This is a genomic window from Lentzea alba (assembly GCF_011067745.1).
In the GTDB taxonomy this organism is placed as follows: Bacteria; Actinomycetota; Actinomycetes; order Mycobacteriales; family Pseudonocardiaceae; genus Lentzea; species Lentzea alba.
On sequence record NZ_JAAMPJ010000001.1, the window covers coordinates 1,131,895 to 1,150,306 of the forward strand.

The following is an 18,412-nucleotide window of genomic DNA, read 5'->3' on the forward strand; positions in this document are numbered from 1 at the left end:
CACTTCAGAGAGGGTGTCGTCCGACCATACCGCCCGTTCATGCACCACTATGACCCCCACGCTGGGTGAGGGAGGTCTCGGGTGTTGATTGCCGGCCCGGACACACGTGTCGTCGAACTGCGGGTACACGGCGTGCAGGGGACGACGCCGCAGACGCTGGTCGACGCCGTTGCGGCCGTGGACGTAGCGGGTGACGGACTCGGGCGCATCGTGCGGCCCGCGGACAGACTCCGCAGGCCGGCACCCGGTCCGGTGCTGCAGACCGAGGGACGGCCGATCCCCCGCGTCGTCGAGGGGTACCTGTGGGGCGGCATGACGTCCGGGGGTGTGGCCAAGGCCACCTGGGCGCTGCTCTTCCCGTTCAGCATCGCGAACGTCGCTCACTGGATGCTGCCTCCCGTTCCGGAGCGGAACCTGCCTGCCCACCTGCTCGGCATCGGTCTGCGGTCGTTGCTGCGGGTGTTCGCCCTTCTGCTGACGGCGTTGCTGGTCGCGCAGGTCTCCGTGGTCAGCCTGGACCTGCTCGCCGCCCAGTGTCTGCGGCCGGGTGTCGAGTGCCTGACCAGCATTCCAGCCGATGTGCGCCAGTTCCCCTGGTTCCGCACTTCTTTCGGACTTCTTCCAATCATCGCGCTGATCGCCGTGATGCGGCGGATCTCGCACGTGGACTGGCGGATCGAACGCAAGGAGATCGCCGACGCGGAGGACAAGGACGGCCGGCCCGCGTCCGGCCTGCCCGGCGCGCACGTCGCGACCGATCCGGACACGCCCGCGTTGCGGACCCTGCACGTCGTGGCGGCGCTCTCGGTGGCCTGCCTGATCGCGCTGGGCGGGCCCTTGCAACAGCTCACGGCCACCGGCGGGATGGGCGTGGCGATCACGACGGCGTGGGTCGTCTCCCTGGTCTTCGTCGGCCTGTCCGTGCTCGGCGTGTTGTTGCTCGACGACCCGACGGGCGGCGCGCCCCACCGCGGCGGGCGGTGGTTGCGGGCGGCGCTGGGGCGTCGGCCGCGGCGGGTGCTGCTGGTCCTGTCGGGGTTGCTGGTGCTCACGACGGTGGGGTTGCAGGAACAGCTGCCGACGCGGGTGCCCGGCGCGGACGTGACCGTGCAGGTCGTGGCGTTGATGATGGCGTTCGTGCTGGTGCTGTTCGGGCTGATGCTGGTGCCCGCTGCTTTGTTGGCGCGCAAGACGTGGGCCTCGCTGCCGCGCGAGCTGCGGCCGTGGGCGGGCGGCTGGTTCTCCGCGCCGGTGCTGGCGATCGCCGGACTGCTCGGCGGCGGGTTCGGCGCCGGGGTCGCGTTGCCGGTGCGCAAGGCGTTGGGCAGCGAACTGCACCTGCCCGTCGGCTACGACTACATCACCCTGCTGTGGGGCGTGGCGGGAGCGTTGGGGCTGTTGACCACCTTCGCGGTGGCGTCCTTCACCGGCGCGGTGCGGTGGCGGGCGTTCCGCAAGGGCAAGGAGTGGGCGCGCGAAGCTTCGTTGCTGCACTCGGGCCGGATGCGCGACCTCCGGGCCGCGAGGCGCGCGTGGTGGTGGGCCCGGTGGGAACGCAACCACGGCCACCACATGATCCTGATCATCGCTTCGGTGCTGGTGGTCGGTGCCGTGCTGGCTTCGGTTCTGCGCGTGCGCAACGTTCCGCTGGCGTCCTGGACCTTCCCGTTCTCGGCCTTCGGCGTGGGCGTGCTGGGTCTGCTGGCGGTGTCGTTGCTGCGGGCGGTGTATCTCGCGGCGCGGCAGCCGGAGTCCGGGCGGCGGCTGGGCATCATCGCGGACATCGCGCAGTTCTGGCCGCGCGAAGCTCACCCGATCGTGCCGCCCTGTTACGCGTTGAAGGTCGTGCCGGAGCTGGTTTCCCGAGTGCAGGACCACCTGCGCGACCCCGGCACCAGGGTTGTCCTCTGTGGACACTCGCAGGGATCTTTGCTGGTCGCCGTCGCCGCTGCCCGGTTGCTGGAGGACCTGCCCGCGCACGATCGCGAACGGATCGGGCTGCTGACCGCCGGTTCGCAACTGCAGTGGGCTTATCCGCGGGCTTTTCCGGCCGTGGTGCCGCACGCGTCGCTGGCCAGGCTGGCGGGCGGGCTGGACGGCCGGTGGCGCTCGTTGTGCCGAGGCACGGACCCGTTGGGCGGCGCGGTGATGACGTGGCGGCGGCAGGTGTTCGACGGGATGTTGCTCGGCGTCGGCTACCGGCCGGACGGGTCGGAGGGCGCGCTGGCGCCGGCGTTGCGCGGGCCCACCGGAGCGCTGGTGCTGGGTGGTGACCACTGGTTGCCGGATCCGCAGCGGGGACCGTTCCCCGGGCGGCGGTGGCGGTCCGGCGTGTCGGCGCACTCGGACTACACCTCCGATCCGGAGTGGGACCGGGCGGTGGCGATCGCGGCCGGGCTGCTGGAGGTGGACGCGCCGGAGTCTCCGCCGCTGCCGTTCGCCCGCAAGCCGGAAACGCGGTCGCGCGACGCGCTGGGTGGCTCCTAAGCTCCGGAACATGCTGACCGGTGACCTCGTCCGACTGCGACCCCTCGAACCGGAGGACGCCGACGCGTTGTACCGCTGGCACAACGACGACGAGGTCATGCGGTGGCTGCAGAGCTACTACCACGAGTCGTTGGCGGGCCTGCGCAAGCGCCTGGCCGACCGCAAGGAGAACTCGCACGACAAGGTCACCCTCTGCATCGAGACGCTGGAGGAGCGCAAGCCCATCGGCATCGTCGCGTTGCGCGAGGCGGACCCGATCAACGCGCGCGCGACGGTCGACATCTACATCGGTGAGCAGGAGTACTGGGGTGGCGGGTACGGCACCGATGCGCTGCGCCGGGTGTGCCGGTACGGGTTCGACACGCTGCGGCTGCACTCGATCGAGCTCAGCGTCGTCGAGGTGAACGAGCGGGCGGTCCGGTCGTACAAGAAGATCGGGTTCCAGGTCGACGGACGGCTGCGGCACTCGTTCTTCCGCGACGGTCAGTGGTACGACGAACTGTTGATGTGCGTGCTCAAGGAGGAGTTGTGCTGACCGGCGACCTCGTCCGACTGCGGCCCCTCGAACCGGAGGACGCCGACGCCTTTTACCGCTGGTACAACGACGAAGACGTCATGCGGTGGCTGGCGAGCTACTACCCAGCGTCGCTGGAGTTCGTGCGCAAGCAACTGGCCGACCGCCAGGAGAACTCGTACGAGCGGATCACCTTGTGCATCGAGACGCTGGCGGAACGAAAGCTCATCGGCCTGGTCCGGTTGCGGGACGCGGATCCGATCAACGCGCGGGCCGAGGTCGACATCTACATCGGCGAGCAGGAGTACTGGAACTCCGGATACGGCACGGACGCGCTGCGCCGGATGTGCCGGTACGGGTTCGACACGCTGCGGCTGCACTCGATCGAACTCGGCGTCGTCGAGGCGAACCCCCGTGCCATCCGGTCCTACGAGAAGGTCGGCTTCCAGGTCGACGGACGGCTGCGGCAGTCGTTCTTCCGCGACGGCCAGTGGCACGACTCGTTGCTGATGTGCGTGCTGGCCGACGAGCTCACCTGAGCGCCGGCTCCAGATACCCGATCGCCTCGCGCAGGTGGTCCTCCACGGAGCCGGCCGGCATGACGACGAGGCCGGACGGGCGCACGTCCACCCAGCGCTGCACGGCGATCCGCGCGGCGGCGGACACCGCCGCGGCCAGCACCTCGGCGCCGGCCTCGTCCTTGCCCAGGCGTTCGGCGATCACCTCGGCGATCGGCGGTTCCATCGAAGACACCGAGTCCAGGTAGGCCTCGCGCAACGACGGGGTGGAGTTGATCAGCGCGAGAGCCTCGGTCGGGGGTTCGCGGTACTGCTGGGCGAACGCGGCGACGATCGAGTCGATCAGGGGCTCGTCCGACGGGCGGGCGCGGAGTTCTTCCGCCACCTGAAGAGCGCGGGAGGCCGTGATGCCCGCGACGATCGCGTGCTCGCGGCTGGGGAAGTAGTTGTTGTAGGTGCGCGGCGAGACGTTCGCCGCCTCGGCGATCTCGTCCACCCGCACGTTGTCGACGCCCTTCTCCAGGGCGAGGCGCAGTGCGGCGGTCGAGAGGGCCGCTCGGGTCTCGGTCTTCTTGCGTTCGCGCAATCCCACGCGATCACTGTAGAGACCTGTTGCAACACGATCACTACCGATTGACTTTCGATAGATCACTACCGATACTCGATCGCATGATTGCTGAGCGTTGGGCGGTGACCGCCCTCCGGGTCTTCCTGGTGATCCTGTTCGGGATCCTCGTCGTGTTCGAGACGCTGTCCCTGCCGGGGAAGTTCATGTACATGGCGCAGCAGAACCCGAACGACCCCCTGATCTGGCCCGGCGCGATCATCTCGATCTTCTGGGTGATCTGCGTCCAGGTGGTGATCGTCGCGACGTGGAAACTGCTCACCCTGGTGCGCAAAGATCTGATCTTCACCGAGGCCGCGATCAAGTGGGTCAACGTGATGGTGTGGGCCATCGCGGCCGGGTGGGTGGTGCTGGTGGGCGTGTTCCTCTGGGTCGGCTTCAACGCCGACGACCCCGGCGCGCCGATGGTGCTGTTCTTGTTGACGACGGGGGTCACCGCGTTCGGACTCGTGCTGATCGTGATGCGCGCACTGCTGCAGCGCGCCACGACGCTGCGCTCCGACATGGAGTCGGTGATCTGATGGCGATCATCGTGCGCATCGACGTCGAGCTGGCCAAGCGCAAGATGAGCGTCGGCGAGTTCGCGGAGAAGGTCGGGCTGACGCCGGCCAACGTCGCGGTGCTGAAGAACGGGCGGGCGAAAGCCGTGCGGTTCAGCACTTTGGAAGCCATGTGCCGGGTTTTGGAGTGCCAGCCGGGCGATCTGCTCGAGTTCGTGGACGAGGAAGACTGACCGGCTGGCGTCCAGATCACCAGATGTACAGCCACCAGCGCTGACTGGCGGGGGCACTGGGGTTGCTGTCGCACGCGTAGCCCTTTTGACCCCCGACGAACACCAGAGGCTTGCCGACGGCCTCGCACCGGGCCTTCGTCGGGTACTTGCCGTACGGCTCCTGGGCGGAGGCCGTGCCCGCGCCGCTCAGCAGGATCCCCAGAGAGGCCACGATCACCGCGGCCGATGTCATTGTTCGCTTCACATTCGTTCCTAACCGATCTTGCCGACCGCCGGTTGCACTCACGTGACGGCGGTCACGACAGACGCTTCGCCAGTCGGTCGGCGGCTTCGAGCCGCCCCGACTCGGCGAGCAGGCCCACCGGTGCCAGCACGTAGTCGCGGTCGACGGTGATCTCCGCGGTCCGCAGCACGGGCCGCAGCACCGGGTCGCTGCGCAGCGCCTCGACGATCGGCGTGATGTCGGGCGTGTGCCGGAAAACGCCGCCGGAGAGCACCAGCAACCCCGCACCGTGCGGGCCAAGTTGGCCGTCGACCTGCCGGAGATGCCTGCGCACGGCCAGAATCGCCGCGAACGACGCCAGTTTCTCGTCCACCGCCGGGTCTTCGGACAGCCAGCCGACGTTCTCGGCTCGATACCGCGCTTCCTCGGTCAGGTCCTCGGTGGTGAGGCGTTCGGCGAGAGCTTCGGCGACCACCCCGGGGGCCGACCAGCGCATGCCGAGATCGCCCTCGACGGTGCGGCGGTCCGGCGGCAGCGCGACCGTCCTTTCCAGACCCTCACTGTCCACCTTGGACACGGCGGAGTAGACGTCCGTGGTGGCGCCACCGACATCCACGACCAGGACAGCGCCTTCGCGGTCCTGCGCGGCCAGTCTGGACACGCCGGCCAGCACGGCGTCCGGGGTCACGGCGCGCACCAGCTGCCGGAAGCGCGGGCCTCGCGACAGGCCCTTGCCGCCGATCACGTGCTGCAGGAAGGCCGCGCGGATGGCCTTGCGCGCGGGTTCCGGGGCGAGCCGGCCGACGTCGGGCAGCACGTTCGGGCACGCCACCACGGTCCGGTTCGCCAGCAGTGCCAACGCTTCTGGCTGGGCGTCGACGTTGCCCGCGAGCACGATCGGCACGGCCACGCGGGCGAGCTTCGCGGCGTTGTGCAGCAGGACCGACTGGTCACCGCCGTCCGTGCCGCCGACGAGCAGCACCAGGTCGGGTGAAGACGCCCGCAAGGCCTTCACGTCGACCGGGCCCGCGCTGACGTGCACGATCTTGGCGCCCGCGCTGAGTGCGACCCGGTAGCCGGCCTCGGCGCTCACGACGCGTTCCTGGCCCACGACGGCGAGCCGGAGGCCTCCGCCGGCCGACGAGCACGCCAGGATCTCGCCGTCGCCCACCTCGGCGCGCAGCGCGTCGATGCCGTGCAGCACCTCGGGCGGCGTGGTCGGGTGTTGTCCGGTGCGGACCAGTTCGCCCTCGGGGGTGATGAGCGCGGCCTTGGTCCAGGTGGAACCGACGTCGAGACACAGGATCACAAGGCAAGCTAACCCACCATGAAGCTCACGCCCAAGGTGATCCTCGAAGGCACGCGGCTGACCGGCAAGACGGACCTGGCCTACGCGCTCAACGAGCACCCTCGCCTCGTCGGACACCGCAAGTACCGCTACCACTCGCCCTTGATCTCGGCCGAGTGGAGCGGGTTCACCAACGAACCGTGGGGGCGCGGGATGATCGACTTCGCGCCGGAGGAGACCTCACACGCGTTGGAGACCTACGAGACGTGGGTGCGGATGTTCGAGCTGCAGCGCTACTACTCGTGGATCGTCGACCGGTTCCACCTGTCCACCATGGCCTATCAGGCACGACAGGGGCGCGAGTTCGACTTCGGCTGGCTGGAAGAACGGCTGAAGCCGCTCAACTTCGCGATCGTGCTCTGCACACGGCCGGACGACACGTTCGAGCAAGCACGGGTGGAACGGCTGAAGATCAGCGCGAACCCGAAGCAGTACGTCTCGCTGGAGCCGTTCATCGAGGAGCAGCAACAACTCCGTGAGCTCGCGGCGAAGTCGACGCTGCCGGTCTTCGAGTTCGACGTGACCCGGAACGGACCGGACGACGTGGCCGACTGGCTCGACGAACGCGGGCTGCTGACGCTCTAGTCGTCCGCTTTCTCGTGCACGATCTGCATGAACGACCCAAGCTGCGCGAGCTGTTCCGGCGTGAAGAGGTCGATCAGGTACTCGCGGACCGTCGCGACGTGACCCGGCGCGGCGGAGAGCAGCAGATCCTTGCCCGCGGCGGTGAGCACGGCGAGGATGCCGCGCTCGTCGGACTCGTGCGGTTCGCGCCGCACGAGTCCGGCCTTCTCCAACTTGCCGATCTGGTAGGTCAGCGAGCTCTTGGACACGACGACGCGGCGGGCCAGCTCGGTCATCCGCAGGCGGTTACCGGGCTGTTCGGACAGCACGACCAGCACGTTGTACTGCGCGTGCGAGAGACCCGCGTCGCGCTGCAACTGCTGTTCGATCTGCCTCTCGAGGAGGTGGTACGCCTGGACGAAATGGTGCCAGGCGTGCCCCTCCTCCTCGGAGAGCCACCGCGCATTTGCCATGAGTCGCAGATTAGTGGTGCAGAGCTGTTCCCTAGAGTCCCGGCTCTTCGCCGTGCTTGATGACCGGTTCCGGCTCGACCTTGCCCTCACCGGTCCTGCCGAGCACCGAGTTGCGGCGGCTGTAGACGAAGTAGACGACGACACCGAGCGCCATCCAGATGAGGAACCGGACCCAGGTGAGCGCGGTCAGGTTCAGCATCAGCCACAGGCAGGCGAGGATCGCGAGGATCGGCACCAGCGGCACGAGCGGCACCCGGAACCCGCGCGAGAGGTCCGGCCGCGTCCTGCGCAGCACCCACACACCGGCGGAGACGAGGATGAACGCGAACAGCGTGCCGACGTTCACCATCTCTTCCAGCGTCCCGGCGTCCCAGAAGCCCGCGACGGCGGCGACCAGCACACCGATGATGACGGTGATCCGGGTCGGCGTGCCGTGGTTTCCGGTCTTCGCGAGTCCGCGCGGCAGCAGTCCGTCCCGCGACATCGCGAACAGCACGCGGCTCTGGCCCAGCATCAGCACCATGACGACCGTGGTCAGACCGGCGAGCGCGCCGACCGAGATGACCGTGGCGGCCCAGTCGACGCCGTTGTCCGCGAACGCACTGGCGAGCGTCGCGCGCGTGCCGTCCGGCTGCGTCTTGAGCTTCTCGTACGGCACCATGCCGGTGATCACCAGCGTGACGGCGACGTACAGCACCGTGACGATCGCGAGCGAGCCGAGGATGCCTCGCGGCACGGCCTTCTGCGGGTTCTTGGTCTCCTCCGCCGTGGTCGCCACGACGTCGAACCCGATGAACGCGAAGAACACGATGCTCGCGGCCGCCAGCATGCCGAGCACGCCGTACGTGCTGCCCGAGTAGCCGGTGAGCAGGGAGAACAGCGACTGCTCGATCCCCGTGTGCGCGGCGGCACCGCCCTCGGCGGCCGGCGGGATGAACGGGCTGTAGTTGTCCGCGTTGATGTACCCGATGCCGAGCACGATCACGAGCAGGACCACCGCGACCTTGATCGCCGTGATGACCGCGCTCACCCGCGACGACAGCTTGGTGCCCAGCACCAGCAACACGGTGAGAACGCCGACCAGCAGGATCGCGCCCCAGTCGAACTGGAACGGCCCGCCGAGCTTGTAGGCCGTCTTCACGTCGATGCCGAGCAACCCGAGCGTCGTCTGCAGGTACGCCGACCAGCCCTTGGCCACCGCGGCCGACCCGACCGCGAACTCCAGCACCAGGTCCCAGCCGATGATCCACGCGGCGAACTCGCCGAACGTCGCGTAGGAGAACGTGTAGGCGCTACCCGCGACCGGCACCGTCGAGGCGAACTCGGCGTAGCACAACGCCGCCAACGCACACGCGATCGCCGCCAGCACGAACGACAGCGACACCGACGGTCCCGCGATGTTGCCGGCGGTGCTCGCGGTGAGCGTGAAGATGCCGGCGCCGATGACGACCGCGACGCCGAAGACCGTGAGATCCCATGCCGTCAAGTCCTTGCGGAGCTTGGTGTCCGGCTCGTCCGTGTCCGCGATCGACTGCTCGATCGACTTGGTGCGCCACAACCCGTTCCCCGGCACGGTGCATACCTCCTTGATGGACCTGTTCGGCCCACCCTAGAGGTATCCAGCATGTGGAACCCCTATAGCTGATGTCCGCGCGTTGTCCGGAAAACCATGGGGGGCACATTCATGGACCTGAGGTCCATGAATGTGCCCCCCATGGTTTGGATCAGGAGCTGGTTACCGTCGAGCGGTCGAGGTCCGGCTCCAAGTAGATGAGCCGGGCGTGCGGGACCTTGTTGCGGACGCGCTGCTCGGCGTCGTTGATGGCCTGCGCCACCTCGTCGAGCGGCAGCTGCGGCTCCAGCGCGATCTTCGCCGCGACCAGCAGTTCCTCCGGGCCGATGTACTGCGTCTTGATGTGGATGACGCGCTGCACCTTGCCCGCGGCCAGCTCGTCGCAGATCACGTCGAGGTCCTTGTCGGACGCGCCCTCGCCGATCAGCAGCGACTTCATCTCGATGATCAGGATCACCGCGATGATGCCCAGCAGCACACCGATGGAGATGGTGCCGAGCGCGTCGAAGATCGGGTCACCGGTGATCATGCTCAGGCCCACGCCGAACAGCGCGAGCACCAGGCCGACCAGAGCGCCGAGGTCCTCCAGCAGGACGACCGGCAGCTCCGGCGTGCGGGACTGACGGATGAAGCCCCACCAGGAGACGTCACCCTTGATCTTCTTCGACTCGACGATCGCGGTGTAGAAGCTGAAGGACTCCAGGCCGATCGCGACCACCAGGATGACGACCGCGATGATCGGGTCCTTGAGCGGCTCCGGGTGCTGCAGCTTGTGGATGCCCTCGTACAACGCGAACACCGAGCCGAGGCTGAACAGCAGCAGCGCCACCACGAACGACCAGAAGTACCGGTCGCGGCCGTAACCGAACGGGTGCAACCTGGTGGCCTTGCGCTGGGCGGTCTTCTGACCGAGCAGCAACAGACCCTGGTTCGACGTGTCCGCGAGCGAGTGCACCGACTCGGCCAGCATCGACGACGAGCCGGTGAACAAGAATCCGACGAACTTGGCCACCGCGATACCCGCGTTCGCCGCCAACGCCGCGACGATGGCCTTGGTCCCGCCCCCTGCTGACACGCCTGTCTCCTCGCTGAACCCGTCCGGTTTGTCCGGTCGGGAACCTTAGTCGTTCCCGGCCGTCGCGCGGAAAAGTTGAGCGGATTCAACACCATCCGGCCGGACGAGCACTGCCGGGTCCGACGCGGGCAGCCACACGGACTGTCCGCGGGCCAGCCGCACCTCGTCGCCACGCGCGTTCGTCAGGACGGCCGCGCCCGAGGTGCAGAGAACGATCTGCGGGCCCTCGTGGTCGATCCGGGTCTCGTCGGCCACGTCCAGCCGGGACAGTTCGAACTCCGGCGCGGGCGTGCGGTAGACGCGGACGCCCGGCGCGACCTCCTCGCCCGTCGACACGGGCATGTCGCCGCAGGTGAAGTCGAGCACTCGCAACAGCTCGGGCACGTCGACGTGCTTGGGCGTGAGGCCGCAGCGCAGGACGTTGTCCGAGTTCGCGAGGATCTCGATGCCGGTGCCGCGCAGGTACGCGTGCAGGTTGCCGGCGGGCAGGTGGATCGCCTCGCCGGGCTGCAGGACGATGCGGTTCAGCAGCAGGGCCGCGAGCACGCCCGCGTCACCGGGGTAGGACTCGCCCAGCTCCAGGATCGTGCGGCATTCCAGGTCGAACTCGCCGTGCTCCTTCACGTGCAGCACGCACGCGTCGAGCACCTGCGGCAGCAACATGCTCAACGACGTCTGCGGCAGCGTGATCAGCATCGTGAACAACGCGCGCAGGCCCGCCGAGTCCGGCTGCGCCACCAGCATCTCGGTGTAGGGCGCCAACGCGGGCGCGTCGAGCGTGCGCAGCAACGAGACGGTCCGCGACGGCTCGCGGAAGCCCGCCAGGGCGTGGAACTCGGTCAGCGCGCAGATCAGCTCCGGCTTCGCGGCCGGGTCCTTGTAGTTGCGCACCGCGGCGTCGAGCGGCACGCCGGCGTGCTCTTCCAGAGCGAAGCCCTCGGCCGCCTGAGCTGCTGACGGGTGCGCCTGCAGGCTCAGCGCCTCCTCCGCGGCGAGCACCTTGAGCAGGAACGGGAGCCTGCTGCCCCACCGCTGCGCCACCTGCGTGCCGAGCTGACCGTCCGGGTCGGACGTCAGGAGTTCGAGCAACGAGCGTTCGACGCCGTCGGCGCCGACCACGCGGGACGGGTCGCCGGGGTGGGCGCCCATCCACAGCTCGGCCTCGGGATGGGGTGCGGGCACCTCCTTCCCGAGCAGCTCGGCGATGGCCGTGCGTGAGCCCCACGCGTACGGCCTGACCGCGTTGTGCAGCAGGTCCACTTCTAAGTCAGCTCCCAAATCAGTACGGGTTGCCACCGAGAGTTCCGGCGGCGAGCCCGAGATACAGCGCGGCCAGCTCGAAGCGGAGCGCGAGCAGCGCGGCGCTGACCGCGTCGCCTCCCGCCACCTCGACGGCCGGCTCCAAGACGTCGGCTCCCGGCAGGGCGTCCTCGGCGGCGTGCCGCGCGGCATCGGCCACCGGGCCCTGGCGCACGGCCAGCAACATCACGCGCACGAGTCCGCCACCCGGCTCGTCGTCCGGGTCGGCGAACAGATCTGCACCGGAAGTTCCCTGCACCGCGCGGCGGTGCAGCACCGTGCGGGTCAGCGCTTGCGAATACCCGGTGACATCGCTCGCAATCCCGGCGAACGCCGCCAGCACGCCCGCGCCGTGCACGCCCACCGACGTGGCGACCTCGTCGAGGCCCCACAACAGCGGCGTGCGGTCGGCGACGCGCAGCGCGAGCGACTTCGCCGGGTTCACGAACGACTCGTGCATCGGGTGGTCGCGCTCGGCCTCGCGGTCGAGCTCGTCCGCGATCAGCTCCACGTCGACCTTGAGCAGGCCCAGCGAGTTCAGCACCACGAGCCACCCGGCGAGCGCGCCGTGGAAGCTGAAGCCGGGCGGCACCTCCACCCGCGGCGAGAGCAGCACGGCCTGACCTGCGGCGGCTGCGGCGACCGGACCGGAGTCCGGCGCGGTCAGCAGCGTGCGCGCGCCACGGCGGGCAGCCTGGTAGATCGACTCGGCGAGCACCCGGTCACTCGGGTCCTCGGTGTGCGCGAGCACCACGTCGAGCGCACCCACCCACGGCGGCACCTCGTCGCAGACGACGACCGGCACCGAGCAGCCGGGGCCGAGCAACGCCATGACGAGGCCCGCGACCGCCACCGAGTGGCCGGGACGGGTGATGAGCACCACCGCGCGCGGACGTTCGGAGAAGATCCGCTCCACCCCCGCCTCGGCCGCGGCCTCAGCGGTGGAACGGACCTGTGCTCCCGCCCGTGCGGCGGCGCGCAACCACCCGCCGGTGTCGGCGTCGGCGAGGCGGCTCGGGTCGTCGAGCAGCGTGTCGTCGAGCACCGGTTCACCCAGCCGCGGGCGGCTCGACCGCCTCGTCCAGCAGCAGTACCGGGATGCCGTCGCGAACCGGGAACGAACGGCCGCACGCGGTGCACGTGAGGAAGTCCGCTTCCGGGTCGGCAGGCGTCCCGAGCCGCAGCGGCGCGTGCTCGGGGCACGGGCAGGCGAGGATCTCCAGCAACTGCTCTTCGAGCTTGACGGCCACGATGTTCTCCTCAGGCCCGCACGATCGCGAGGACCTCGTCGCTGAGCGCGACGACGGCCTCGGGGGTGGGGGCTTCGACGTTCAGACGCAGCAGCGGCTCGGTGTTCGAGGCCCGCAGGTTGAACCACGACCCGTCCGCCAGCTGCACGGTGAGACCGTCCAGCTCGTCGATCGTGACGCCGTCCTTCGAGCCGTACGCGTCCTTGATCGCGGCGATCCGGCCGGCCTGGTCTGCCACGGTCGAGTTGATCTCGCCGGAGGCGGCGTAGCGGTTGTAGACCGAGGTCAGCTTGGACAGCGGCCCGTCCTGCTCACCCAGTGCGGCCAGCACGTGCAGCGCGGCCAGCATGCCGGTGTCCGCGCGCCAGAAGTCGCGGAAGTAGTAGTGCGCGGAGTGCTCACCACCGAAGATGGCGCCGGTCTTGGCCATCTCCTCCTTGATGAACGAGTGGCCGACGCGCGTGCGCACGGGCTTGCCACCGTTCTCCTTCACGATCTCCGGGACCGCGTGCGAGGTGATCAGGTTGTGGATGATCGTGCCGCCGGGGTCCTTCTGCAGCTCGCGCACGGCCACCAGCGCCGTGATGGCCGACGGGCTGACCGGGTCGCCGTTCTCGTCCACGACGAAGCAACGGTCCGCGTCGCCGTCGAACGCGACACCGGCGTCCGCACCCTCGGCCTTGGTGCGGGCCTGGAGGTCCACGATGTTCTTCGGGTCGAGCGGGTTCGCCTCGTGGTTCGGGAAGCTGCCGTCGAGCTCGAAGTACATGGGGATGACCTCGATGGGCAGGCCCTCGAAGACCTGCGGCACCGTGTAGCCGCCCATGCCGTTGCCCGCGTCCACGACGATCTTGAGCGGACGAATGCTCTTCAGGTCGACCAGCTGGTTCAGGTACGCCGCGTAGTCCACGAGCATGTTGCGCTCTTCGAACGTGCCCTCGGTGACGCCCTCGGCGTCCGGGACCTGGTTCTCGGCGTCCTGCCGGATCTGCGCGAGCCCGGTGTCCTGCCCGACCGGCGACGCGCCCGCACGGCACAACTTGATGCCGTTGTACTGCGCCGGGTTGTGGCTGGCGGTGAACATCGCACCCGGCAGGTCCAGCTTGCCGGACGCGAAGTACAGCATGTCCGTGCTGGCCAGGCCGATGCTGATGACGTTCACGCCCTGCGCCTGAGCACCGGCGGCGAACGCCCGGGACAGCTCGGGCGACGAGTCACGCATGTCGTGACCGATCACGATCGCGGGTCCGCCGACCAACCGCGCGAACGCCGCGCCGAAGTCGCGAACCACGGCGGCGTCCAGCTGCTCGCCGACCACCCCGCGGATGTCGTACGCCTTGACGATGCCGGACAGGTCACGCACGCCGCACACTCCCAGGAAACTCGCTCTTGACGGCCACCACACGGCAGCCTACCGGCGAGAAGATTAGTGATGCGTGTGGTCGCTCAGTCCTCGTGCGGATCAGGCAATACCCGCAGGTGACCGCGCCGATGCGTGCCAATGGGCACGTCCGGCATCTTCGGGGTCACATCAGCCCGCCCAGCCTCACGAACGGCCTCGGCCAAGGCCGTCAGGTCGTCCACACTCGGCTCGGGCGCCGCGAACTCACCCTGATGCCTGACGACCTCCCACCCGCGCGGCGCCGTGAGCCGCAAGGCGTGCTCCTCGCACAGGTCGTAGCTGTGCGGTTCGGAGTACGTGGCGAGCGGTCCGACGACTGCGGTGGAGTCCGCATAGGCGTAGGTGAGCGTGGCGACAGCCGGGTTAGCACACCCGGTTCGCGAGCACCGTCTCACGCTCCGCACGATCGGGGACGATAGCGCGTCCACGCGAGCCTGTGTGTGAGGCACGCTGTGTTTGCTCCCCGGCAGCAGCAACTAGGCTGCTCTGTTGTGGTGATGGCACGGGGTTCACGGCGACAGGACTCGCCGCGTCGACGCAACCGCGACCGACACGGCCGCGGCCTCCGCGGCCCGCTCTACCCAGCCACGCTCCCAGCCGCCCGCTCCCGAGCCGAACGCTTCGACGCCCTGGTCATCGAGGCCCTGGAACCCATCGAAGCCCGCTGGCGAACCGAGCTGACCCAACTGGACGTGGCCGTGGACGACGTCCCCGACGTCCAGGTCGAGGGCGAAGACGGCGTGGTGGAAGACGGCAACGTCCCGCTGGCCCGCCTACTGCCCGCAGGCTCCGATCATCGTGCCCGAATCGTTCTGTACCGCCGCCCGCTGGAGGCACGCGCGAAGGACGGCGCCGACCTGGCGGACCTGGTGCACGACGTCCTGGTCGAACAAGTGGCGAACTACCTGGGCTTGGACCCGGACGTGATCGACGAGGGCTGAAGACCCCTCAACCAACTAGTGAGTGGCAGGTCTCACACCCCCGCGACGCCGCAGGCGAGCGTCCAAGCCGATGGCGCAGCCGGACCGCACCACCTACGGAACTGGCAGCCGCCGTAAGCAACAGGCGTGCCATCAACCCACGTGCGGCGCTGGCCCCCCGATCAGACCACCCGCACGGCCGCGACTCGGAACGTGACCCGCCCAACGCAAGGCGACCTACACCCCAGTCCCCCGCCGCCTCCCAGGCACCGCCGTCAACAACGTGAACAACGCCGCAGCAGCCTGAGCCAACAACAAGAAGTCCCGCAACGTCCCAGCCATCTCAACCCGAACCTCGGCATCGGCCCCAGGCAACGGCACCCCCACCAAATGCCCCCAAGCCCGAACAACCGGCACCTGAACCCCATCCACCGAAACCGTCCACCCAGGCTCGTCCTCAGCGGCCAAAACGAGCACCCGCCCCTCCCCACCAGGAGAAACCTTCACCGCCACCTCAGGCAACGAGACATTCACCGGCGAAACCCCAGCAGCAGCCAACTCAGCCGGCGGCTCCCCACCGGTCCGAGCCCGCCGAGCCAAATCAGGCGCCAACAACACCCCGGTATCCGCCGCAAACCGCAACCGCAAAACCGGCCGCCCATCCGAAGCAGCAGGGGCCACCGACACCAGTTCCCCAGCCGCTGCCCGAACCCGAGCAGCAACCTCCTCCGACGGCAACACCACAAACGACACCCCCGACGAAGCCGCCTGAGCCAACGCCAGCTTCACCGCCTCAGGCGCCCCGTCCAGCAACGACGTGTTCCACCGCCGAAGCCGAGCCGGCGACGACACCGTCGGCACCAGATCGTCGTCTCCAAAAGCCGGCATCCGCCCAGCAACCTGCCGCACCGACGGCCCAAGAATCAGCACCGACCGCCCAGTCCGCTCCAGCTCCCCCGTCAACGACGAAGACAACCGAGTCCCGCCATCAGCCTTCAACGGCCCAGACCGCAGATCGAGGAACCCAGCCACCCCGAGACTGACCAACGTCACAACACCAACCACGTACACGGCCCGACGCACCGACGCCTGCCCAGCCACACCAGGCGGCACCCCGCGCTGGCACCCGGCGAGCACCACACACACGAGCCCCCACGCCAAGAGAACCAACGGCGTCCCAGGCCAGGCCTTAACAGCAGCAGTAGCAGCCAACGACCCGATAGCCAGCACGATCACCAGCAATCCGGGCAACATCGCAGCGTTGGGCCGCAACACGGCAGCAGCGAACGCAGCCGCCACAAACACCGAGCACACGATCAGGTTCGGCGGCGGCGACGAGAACGCCGCGCCGAGGCCGTTGAGCACCTTCTCCGGGTGTTGCAGCAAAACCGCAGGCCACGGCAACAACAACGCCATCGGCAACAACACGATGGCGAACAGCGCCGCGATCCGCCGAGCCCCACCGGACACCGCGACGAACCCGACCAGGGCCCCGATGATCACCACAACGTGGGTCAACGGCGAGAAGGCGCCCAACACCGCGACGCCGATCGCGGTACCGGAAGCCATCGGCAACCACGCGTGAGTCGACGAAGCGCGCAACACTGCGTACACGCCCGCGAACACCACGGGCGTCACGACGTGGACGACGACGACGTCCAGCCGTCCCTCGGACACGGCCGTGGTGGCGACGGGCAGCAATCCGTAGAACGCCGCCACCACCGCGCGCACGGAACGCCGCACGCGCATGCCGCGTGACGCGATGTAGGCCGACAACGCGGCGAGGGGGATATCGCCGAGCAACAGCAGTGCGACGGCGAACGACGGGCCGCCGGGGATCAGTCCGAGAACGGCTAACGCGGCTGGCGCAGGGGCCGCGGTGCCGCCGTACACCGGGTGCCAGGAAGCGAGGTACTCGGACCAGACCGACGCGGCCGAGCCGACGGGCAGCAGGCGCCCGCCCGCCAACGAGAGCCCGAGACGCGACCAGTTGGCCACCACCGCGACCGCGGAGAGCCCCAGCAACAACAGCACGGGAGGCGCCAGCAACAACGATCGCAGCACCCGTGACTGGTCGACCTCGACGAAGACCATGCCGGACGAGGCGCGCGGGCCGGGCGACGGGCGTGGCTTCGGCGATGGACGAAGTGCGCCGGGCAAAGCGGCGTCCACCGGAACCACGACCGGCGGGCGGCGCAGACCGGCGACACGCGGGCGGCCGCGCGAGGCGCCGGCGGGCAGAGCGGCGGGGCCGAACGCACGCGGGTCCACTTCGGACGGTTCGAGCCACGCCGAACTGGCGTCGGCTGCAGGCAAACGACCCAGCGCCGCGTCGGCTTCGACGCGGCGGCGGATCAGGAACGTCGCGCCGGCCCGCACGGCGTTGCGGAATCTGGTGAGTCTGCTGGTGAAGAGGCCGCGCACGACGGTGGAACCGCGGCGCGCGCGGCGTCCTTCGAACAGGCGACCTCGGGTCAGGAGGTAGCAGGCCGCGCCGACTTCGGCGTGTGCGTCCGCGAAACGCCGGAGGAACAAGAAGCCCAGGGCGCGCAGCAGCGACAGGAGGAGCAGCCGCGGAAGTCCGATGAGGAACGAGAACCCGGAACAGTTGACCAAGAACGTGCGCATGCCGTGCGCCCGGTCGACGCCGCGGAACGACGGGCCCGGACGCGCCATCGCCGCGTCCAAACGGCGTGCACCTTTGGTTGCGGCACGGGCGTGGCGCATCCGAGCGACCGGAACGCACAGCACCAGGTGACCGGCCACGTTCGCGCGCCAGCCGAAGTCGAGGTCGTCGCGCAGCAGCGGCATCGCCTCGTCGTAGCCGCCGAGCGCGTGCCAGGCCTCGCGCCTGATCAGCGAGCCCGCCGACGAGACCGCGAGGACCTCGGTGCTCTGCTGGAACGACGCGGAGTGCTCCGCCGACGACAGGCCCGTCTGCCGATGTCCCGAGGAATCCGTCGACAGACCCGCCTCGACGACGAGACGAGAATCCACCCAATCGAGGCACAGCGGGCCCAGCACGGCAGCCGACGGCGACACCTCGGCCGCGGTGAGCAGAGCGGCCAGGCAGTCGGGTTCGGGCGCGCTGTCGTCGTGCAGCAACCACAGCCATTTGCCGGGGTCGCCCCACCGTTCGACGGCGTGCTCGACAGCGATGCGGACGGCCGTGCCGAAACCCGTGCCGCGGGGCACGGTCAGCACGCCGTCCAGCAGATCTCCTGCCTCCGCCAACACCTTCGCTGTTCGATCCGTTGACCCGGTGTCGACCGCGATCACGTGCCGAGGGCGAATTCGCTGACGCCGCAACGCGGACAGCGCCGTGCTGAGCCACTGGTCGCCGTCGTGGCAGACCAGGACGCACAGCACCGGCGCGGTCCGGAGCCTCGGGTGAGGACTTGTCACGTC

At 69.1% G+C, this 18,412-nt stretch carries 19 protein-coding genes; 7 read left to right on the forward strand and 12 right to left on the reverse strand.

Annotated elements, in window-relative coordinates; all coding sequences use genetic code 11:
- Positions 1–81: 81 nt before the first annotated feature.
- The 3 genes from G7043_RS05275 to G7043_RS05285 are packed head-to-tail and all read left to right on the forward strand — an operon-like array spanning position 82 to position 3,540.
- Positions 82–2,487 (forward strand): hypothetical protein, encoded by a 2,406-nt coding sequence (locus tag G7043_RS05275; RefSeq protein WP_166044396.1) that lies wholly within the window; start codon positions 82–84, stop codon positions 2,485–2,487.
- Positions 2,488–2,497: 10 nt separating this feature from the next.
- Positions 2,498–3,022, forward strand: coding sequence for a GNAT family N-acetyltransferase (locus G7043_RS05280; RefSeq protein ID WP_166044398.1), 525 nt, complete (start codon positions 2,498–2,500; stop codon positions 3,020–3,022).
- Positions 3,016–3,540 carry a GNAT family N-acetyltransferase gene (locus G7043_RS05285; protein WP_166044400.1) on the forward strand — a complete coding sequence of 175 codons (525 nt, stop codon included), beginning with the start codon at positions 3,016–3,018 and terminating at the stop codon, positions 3,538–3,540. Before G7043_RS05280 ends, G7043_RS05285 begins: the two co-directional genes overlap by 7 nt.
- On the opposite strand, the gene G7043_RS05290 is transcribed toward G7043_RS05285, so the two are convergent.
- Positions 3,533–4,111, reverse strand: coding sequence for a TetR/AcrR family transcriptional regulator (locus G7043_RS05290; RefSeq protein WP_313887705.1), 579 nt, complete (start codon positions 4,109–4,111; stop codon positions 3,533–3,535). The genes G7043_RS05285 and G7043_RS05290 overlap by 8 nt on opposite strands.
- A 77-nt stretch (positions 4,112–4,188) precedes the next feature.
- On the opposite strand from G7043_RS05290, the gene G7043_RS05295 reads away from it, so the two are divergent.
- On the forward strand, positions 4,189–4,665 hold the full coding sequence (locus tag G7043_RS05295; protein ID WP_166044402.1) for a DUF2975 domain-containing protein: 477 nt from the start codon (positions 4,189–4,191) through the stop codon (positions 4,663–4,665).
- The gene (locus tag G7043_RS05300; RefSeq protein WP_166044403.1) at positions 4,665–4,877 is read left to right on the forward strand and encodes a helix-turn-helix domain-containing protein; all 213 of its coding nucleotides are present in this window, start codon (positions 4,665–4,667) and stop codon (positions 4,875–4,877) included. The genes G7043_RS05295 and G7043_RS05300 overlap by 1 nt, the downstream gene beginning before the upstream one ends.
- Positions 4,878–4,893: 16 nt before the next feature.
- Here G7043_RS05300 and G7043_RS05305 read toward each other — a convergent pair whose 3' ends face one another.
- Positions 4,894–5,109, reverse strand: coding sequence for a hypothetical protein (locus tag G7043_RS05305; RefSeq protein ID WP_166044404.1), 216 nt, complete (start codon positions 5,107–5,109; stop codon positions 4,894–4,896).
- A 64-nt stretch (positions 5,110–5,173) separates the two neighbouring features.
- Positions 5,174–6,409, reverse strand: a complete 1,236-nt coding sequence (locus tag G7043_RS05310; RefSeq protein ID WP_166044405.1) for a glutamate mutase L — start codon at positions 6,407–6,409, stop codon at positions 5,174–5,176.
- A gap of 18 nt (positions 6,410–6,427) precedes the next feature.
- Here G7043_RS05310 and G7043_RS05315 point away from each other — a divergent pair, with 18 nt between their 5' ends.
- Positions 6,428–7,033 carry a hypothetical protein gene (locus tag G7043_RS05315; protein WP_166044406.1) on the forward strand — a complete coding sequence of 202 codons (606 nt, stop codon included), beginning with the start codon at positions 6,428–6,430 and terminating at the stop codon, positions 7,031–7,033.
- On the opposite strand, the gene G7043_RS05320 is transcribed toward G7043_RS05315, so the two are convergent.
- The 8 genes from G7043_RS05320 to G7043_RS05355 all read right to left on the reverse strand — a co-directional run bounded on the left by G7043_RS05320 (position 7,030) and on the right by G7043_RS05355 (position 14,488).
- Entirely contained in the window at positions 7,030–7,485 is a 456-nt protein-coding gene (locus G7043_RS05320; protein WP_166044407.1) for a MarR family winged helix-turn-helix transcriptional regulator, read from the reverse strand. The two genes, G7043_RS05315 and G7043_RS05320, sit on opposite strands and share 4 nt — an antisense overlap.
- Positions 7,486–7,516: 31 nt before the next feature.
- Positions 7,517–9,058, reverse strand: a complete 1,542-nt coding sequence (locus G7043_RS05325) for an amino acid permease (RefSeq protein ID WP_166044408.1) — start codon at positions 9,056–9,058, stop codon at positions 7,517–7,519.
- Between the two features lie 151 nt (positions 9,059–9,209).
- The gene (locus G7043_RS05330; protein ID WP_166044409.1) at positions 9,210–10,133 is read right to left on the reverse strand and encodes a cation diffusion facilitator family transporter; all 924 of its coding nucleotides are present in this window, start codon (positions 10,131–10,133) and stop codon (positions 9,210–9,212) included.
- 45 nt (positions 10,134–10,178) lie between these two features.
- Positions 10,179–11,393 carry a mannose-6-phosphate isomerase, class I gene (gene manA, locus G7043_RS05335; RefSeq protein WP_166044410.1) on the reverse strand — a complete coding sequence of 405 codons (1,215 nt, stop codon included), beginning with the start codon at positions 11,391–11,393 and terminating at the stop codon, positions 10,179–10,181.
- Positions 11,394–11,412: 19 nt separating this feature from the next.
- Entirely contained in the window at positions 11,413–12,477 is a 1,065-nt protein-coding gene (locus G7043_RS05340) for an SIS domain-containing protein (RefSeq protein WP_166044411.1), read from the reverse strand.
- A gap of 4 nt (positions 12,478–12,481) precedes the next feature.
- Positions 12,482–12,682: a Trm112 family protein gene (locus G7043_RS05345; RefSeq protein WP_166044412.1), complete on the reverse strand. Its 201-nt coding sequence runs from the start codon at positions 12,680–12,682 to the stop codon at positions 12,482–12,484.
- 10 nt (positions 12,683–12,692) lie between these two features.
- Complete coding sequence (locus G7043_RS05350) at positions 12,693–14,045, reverse strand: phosphomannomutase/phosphoglucomutase (RefSeq protein ID WP_166044413.1); 1,353 nt, start codon at positions 14,043–14,045, stop codon at positions 12,693–12,695.
- Between the two features lie 83 nt (positions 14,046–14,128).
- On the reverse strand, positions 14,129–14,488 hold the full coding sequence (locus G7043_RS05355; RefSeq protein ID WP_313887706.1) for a DUF3499 domain-containing protein: 360 nt from the start codon (positions 14,486–14,488) through the stop codon (positions 14,129–14,131).
- 93 nt (positions 14,489–14,581) lie between these two features.
- Between G7043_RS05355 and G7043_RS05360 the strand changes: the two genes are divergently transcribed.
- Positions 14,582–15,025, forward strand: a complete 444-nt coding sequence (locus tag G7043_RS05360) for a metallopeptidase family protein (RefSeq protein WP_109639215.1) — start codon at positions 14,582–14,584, stop codon at positions 15,023–15,025.
- Between the two features lie 216 nt (positions 15,026–15,241).
- Here G7043_RS05360 and G7043_RS05365 read toward each other — a convergent pair whose 3' ends face one another.
- On the reverse strand, positions 15,242–18,409 hold the full coding sequence (locus tag G7043_RS05365) for a glycosyltransferase family 2 protein (RefSeq protein WP_166044414.1): 3,168 nt from the start codon (positions 18,407–18,409) through the stop codon (positions 15,242–15,244).
- Between the last annotated feature and the right edge of the window lie 3 nt (positions 18,410–18,412).